This is a genomic window from Geminicoccus sp. (genome assembly GCF_035556675.1).
Taxonomy (GTDB): Bacteria; Pseudomonadota; Alphaproteobacteria; order Geminicoccales; family Geminicoccaceae; genus Geminicoccus.
Genome location: NZ_DATMFZ010000167.1, coordinates 1 through 4706, shown reverse-complemented (window position 1 = coordinate 4706; position 4706 = coordinate 1). Strand labels below are relative to the sequence as shown.

The 4706-nt window shown below is 70.0% G+C and carries 4 protein-coding genes and 1 pseudogene; 4 read left to right on the top strand and 1 reads right to left on the bottom strand.

Annotated elements, in window-relative coordinates; translation table 11 throughout:
• Positions 1-222: 222 nt before the first annotated feature.
• The gene (locus VNS22_RS12810) at positions 223-909 is read left to right on the top strand and encodes a VTT domain-containing protein (RefSeq protein WP_325732986.1); all 687 of its coding nucleotides are present in this window, start codon (positions 223-225) and stop codon (positions 907-909) included.
• Positions 910-912: 3 nt separating this feature from the next.
• Here VNS22_RS12810 and VNS22_RS12805 read toward each other — a convergent pair whose 3' ends face one another.
• Entirely contained in the window at positions 913-1869 is a 957-nt protein-coding gene (locus VNS22_RS12805) for an acetyl-CoA carboxylase carboxyltransferase subunit alpha (protein WP_325732984.1), read from the bottom strand.
• A gap of 141 nt (positions 1870-2010) precedes the next feature.
• On the opposite strand from VNS22_RS12805, the gene VNS22_RS12800 reads away from it, so the two are divergent.
• The 3 genes and pseudogenes from VNS22_RS12800 to VNS22_RS12790 all read left to right on the top strand — a co-directional run.
• Entirely contained in the window at positions 2011-2259 is a 249-nt protein-coding gene (locus VNS22_RS12800) for a zinc ribbon domain-containing protein (protein WP_325732988.1), read from the top strand.
• 89 nt (positions 2260-2348) lie between these two features.
• Positions 2349-4007: an acyl-CoA synthetase gene (locus VNS22_RS12795; protein WP_325732982.1), complete on the top strand. Its 1659-nt coding sequence runs from the start codon at positions 2349-2351 to the stop codon at positions 4005-4007.
• Between the two features lie 67 nt (positions 4008-4074).
• Positions 4075-4706 (top strand): annotated as a pseudogene (locus VNS22_RS12790) (fumarylacetoacetate hydrolase); the annotation flags it as partial.

Here is a 4706-nt window from a genome sequence, read left to right as displayed (position 1 = left end):
AGTGGCCGCCCGGCAGGTGCGCGGTATGGGCTTGGGCCTCCTCCACCGTGTAGACCGGCGGGTGCTCGTGGGTGGCCGCCACGATGCCGAGCTCGGCCAGGAGGCCCATCAACTGGTCGCGCGCGCTCATCGATGACTTCCGCTCAAAACGATTGCTGGCATGAACGGGCGAACTAGCTTTGACGCGTGGCCAGGGCAAGGGCGGTAGCGGATGAAGCGAGGGTGAGGCGGCTCCTGCCGCTGGCGGCGCTGGTGGGGCTGGGGCTGGTCACCTGGGCACTGCTCAGCGATCTCGACGGGGAGGCGCTGCGCGCGCGGCACGCCGAGCTGGCCGGCATCGTCGCCGCCTATCCGGTCATGGCGCCGGCCGTGGCGCTGCTGGTGTATGCGGCGGCGGTCGCGGCCTGCCTGCCGGTGGCGCTCTGGATCACCCTGGCGCTGGGGTTCGCGTTCGGCACCTGGTGGGGCGGCCTCCTGTCGGTGGCCGGCGGCACGCTTGGCTCGGTGCTGACCTTCCTGGTCACCCGGACCAGTCTCGGCAGTCCTCTCCGGCAGCGCGCCGGGCCGTGGCTGGCGCGGGTGGAGGGGGCGCTGCGTGGCGGGATGTGGGGATTTCTCCTGGCGATCCGGCTGGTGCCGGTGCTGCCGGCCTGGGTCACCAACACCGTGCCGGCCCTCCTGAACGTGCCGACCGGCATCTTCGTGCTGACCACGGCACTGGGGATTGCGCCCGCCACCTTCGTGCTGGCCGGCCTCGGCGCGGGCTTGGCGGAGGTGTTCGCCAAAGGAGGCAGCGTCGACCTGTCTGCCCTGGCCGGCATCGCTGTGCTGGGTCCGATCGCGGCAGGCGTGGTCCTCGCGGCAGCGCCGCTCGGCTGGCGGCAGTACCGGCGCTGGCGCCGACGATAGGGCTCAGGCTTCCGCTGCCTGGCCCATCCGGATGAACTTCTCGCGGCGATTGCGGCGCAGGTCGGCGCCCGCCACGCCGTCCAGCTCGGCCAAGTGCTGCTCGATCGCGTCGCCGACCCGGCCGATCGTGGTGGCGCGGCCGCGATGGGCGCCGCCCAGCGGCTCCTCGACCACGGCGTCGATCAGGCGCAGCTCCAGCAGGTCCTGGGCGGTGAGCTTCAGGGCCTGCGCAGCCTCGGACGCCTGGTCGGCTGCCCGCCACAGGATCGCGGCGCAGCCTTCCGGCGTGATCACCGAATAGATCGAGTGCTCCAGCATCAGCACCCGGTCGGCCGCGGCCAGTGCTATGGCGCCGCCCGAGCCGCCCTCGCCGACGATCACGGACACGAACGGCACCTGCAGGTCCAGGCCGGTCTCGATCGAGCGGGCGATCGCCTCGGCCTGGCCGCGCGCCTCGGCATCCACGCCGGGATAGGCGCCGGGCGTGTCGACCAGGGTGACCACCGGCAGGCCGAACCGCTCGGCCAGGCGCATCAGCCGGATTGCCTTGCGGTAGCCCTCCGGCCGGGCCATGCCGAAATTGTGCTTCACCCGGCTCTCGGTGTCGTGGCCGCGCTCGTGGCCGATCAGCACCACCGAGCGGCCGCGCAGCCGGCCGATCCCGCCCTGGATGGCGCTGTCGTCGGCGAACGCCCGGTCGCCGGCGAGCGGCGTCCAGTTCTCGACCAGGCTCGCCACATAGTCCTTGAAGTGCGGCCGGTCCGGATGGCGGGCGACCAGGGCCTTCTGCCAGGCATTCAGCTTGGCATAGGTCTGCGAGAGCAGCTTGGCTGCCCGGCTTTCCAGCTTGCTGATCTCTTCCTGCAGGTCGAGCTCGGAGCCGGTGGCGAGATGACGAAGCTCCTTCACCTTGCCTTCCAGCTCGGCGATCGGCTTCTCGAAATCCAAGAGCGCGCTCAAACCTTGTGACCCGCCATGCCGTTGGGAGGGCCCGCAAGCGGCCCCGTGCCGATGTGGCCCCGGTCGGCGGGGGTGTCAACGCGGCGGCTCCGCGGCTAGGATGGCAGGCGAGGTTTGCGACCACGGACCAGCGCACAGATCATGCCGCTCTATACCTATGATTGCAGCGACCACGGCGTCTTCAAGGACTGGTCGCCCATGAGCGAAAGCGACCGGCCGCGGGCCTGCCCGAGCTGTGCGATGCCTGCCCGCCGGGCCCTGGCCCGGCCGATGCTCGGCAAGGGTGGCGGCCAGGAGCGGCCGGCCTTTGCCTGCGATGTCGGGGATCGCGTCGGCAGCGCCCGCTCGGGCGGGGGCTGCGCGTGCGGTGCGGGCGGCTGCGTGCACTGAGCTTTCACCTGGGCAACCGGAGCAGCCTCGGATGCTGTCGGCGGCCTTAGGCACCGTGAAGAGTGCGCAAGCTGGAGGAGATGGCGGCGATGTCGGAGCGGATTCGATATGCGGGGCATCCGGCAGATGGCCCCTATGAGGTTGGGCTGGACCGGAACGCGGCCAACTTCGCGCCGCTGACGCCGCTGACCTTCCTGGACCGCACCGCCGCGATCTATCCCGAGCGGCTGGCGGTGGTTCACGGTGGGCTGCGCCGCACCTATCGCGAGCTGCACCAGCGCTGCCGCCGGCTGGCCTCGGCGCTGGAGCGCCTGGGCGTGCAGCCCGGCGACACGGTGGCGGCGATGCTGCCGAACACGCCGCCCATGCTGGAATGCCATTACGGTGTGCCTCTGGCCGGTGCGGTCCTGAACGCGCTGAATACCCGCTCCGATCCCGGCACGATCGCCTTCATCCTGGAGCATGGCGAGGCGAAGGTGCTGATCGTGGACAGCGAGTTCGCGCCGATCGTCGAGAAGGCACTGAAATCGGTGGCCCGCCCGCCGATCGTGATCGACGTGTGCGACCCGGAGTTCGCTGGGCCGCACCAGCGCCTGGGCCGGCTCGACTACGAGGAGTTCCTGGCCAGCGGCGATCCAGACGCCGCGCCGATCCTGCCGGCCGACGAGTGGCAGGCGATCACGCTGAACTACACGTCCGGCACCACCGGCGACCCCAAGGGAGTCGTCTACCATCATCGCGGCGCCTACCTGAACGCGGTCGGCAACGTGCTGGTGTGGTCGATGCCGCAGCATCCGGTCTATCTCTGGACGCTGCCGATGTTCCACTGCAACGGCTGGTGCTTCCCCTGGACCACCGTGCTGCAGGCCGGCGTCAATGTCTGCCTGCGCCGGATGAGCTCGGAAACGATCTACGCGGCGCTGGCCGACCATGGCGTGACCCATCTGTGCGGCGCGCCGATCATCATGAGCATGCTGGTCAACGCGCCCGAGGAGGCCCGGCGGCCGTTCACCCAGAAGGTCCGGATGATGACCGCGGCCTCGGCCCCGCCGGCGGCGGTGCTGGAGAAGATGGATCGCCTGGGTATCGAGGTGACCCATGTCTATGGCCTGACCGAGGTCTACGGGCCGGCCGTGGTCTGCGCCTTCCAGGAAGAATGGGCCGGGCTGGACAGCAAGGCCCGCTCGGAGAAGCTGGCCCGCCAGGGTGTCCGCTACCCGGTCCTGGAAGGGCTGGACGTGCTGGACCCGGAGACGATGCGGCCGGTGCCGCGCGATGCCACCACGCTGGGCGAGATCATGTTCCGCGGCCATGTGGTGATGCGCGGCTACCTGAAGAACCCGACCGCCACCCATGCCGCCTTCGCCGAAGGCTGGTTCCATTCGGGCGACCTCGCGGTGATGCACCCGGACGGCTATCTGGAGATCAAGGACCGCTCTAAGGACATCATCATCTCGGGCGGCGAGAACATCAGCTCGATCGAGGTGGAGGGTGCGCTCTACCGCCATCCGGACGTGATCGACGCCGCGGTGGTGGCACGGCCGGACGAGAAATGGGGTGAGACGCCCTGCGCCTTCGTCACCCTGCGCGAGGGGGCCTCCGTCACTGCCGAGGAACTGGTCCAGCATTGCCGGGGCGAGATCGCCGGCTACAAGCTGCCCAAGACCATCGTGTTCGGCCCCTTGCCCAAGACCTCGACCGGCAAGGTGCAGAAGAACGTGCTGCGCGAGCGGGCCAAAGCACTCTGAAGCGGCCCCCGCTCGCCATCCGTTCCCAGATCATCCCATCCCCAGTCATCAGTGAGGCAGAAGAACCGTGCACGCCAGCCTGACCATCGACCAGACCCTGCCCGAGGACGGCACTGCCGGCACCCTGGTCGGCCGCGTGCAGACGGGCGCCGGCCCCTGCGTGGTGGCGATCCGGGACGAGGGCGTGTTCGACCTCACCCCGATCGTGCCGACATTGAGCGAGCTGACGAACGCGGCCGATCCGGTAGCCCTGGCCCGCAGTGCCGGGGCCGAGCGGATCGGCGACCTCGCCCCGATCCTCGCCAACAGTGCCCATGACCGCCGCGACCCCGGCACGCCCTACTTCCTGGCCCCGGTCGACCTCCACGCGATCAAGGCCTGCGGCGTCACCTTCGTGCGCTCGATGCTGGAGCGGGTGATCGAGGAGCAGGCCCGTGGCGATGCCGCCAAGTCCGAGGCGATCCGCCAGAAGATCACCGCGATCGTCGGCGACGACCTGCGCGCGATCGTGCCGGGCTCCGACAAGGCGATGGAGCTGAAGGAGCATCTGATCCGCCAGGGCGCCTGGTCCCAGTACCTGGAGGTCGGCATCGGCAAGGACGCCGAGGTCTTCACCAAGAGCCAGCCCATGTCCGCGGTCGGCACCGGGGCGCTCATCGGCATCCACCCGGTCTCGACCTGGAACAACCCGGAGCCCGA

Bases quoted from the DNA above. Each gene is read 5' to 3' on its own strand.
- VNS22_RS12800 (WP_325732988.1), top strand. From the start codon at position 2,011: ATGCCGCTCTATACCTATGATTGCAGCGACCACGGCGTCTTCAAGGAC.
- VNS22_RS12795 (WP_325732982.1), top strand. From the start codon at position 2,349: ATGTCGGAGCGGATTCGATATGCGGGGCATCCGGCAGATGGCCCCTAT.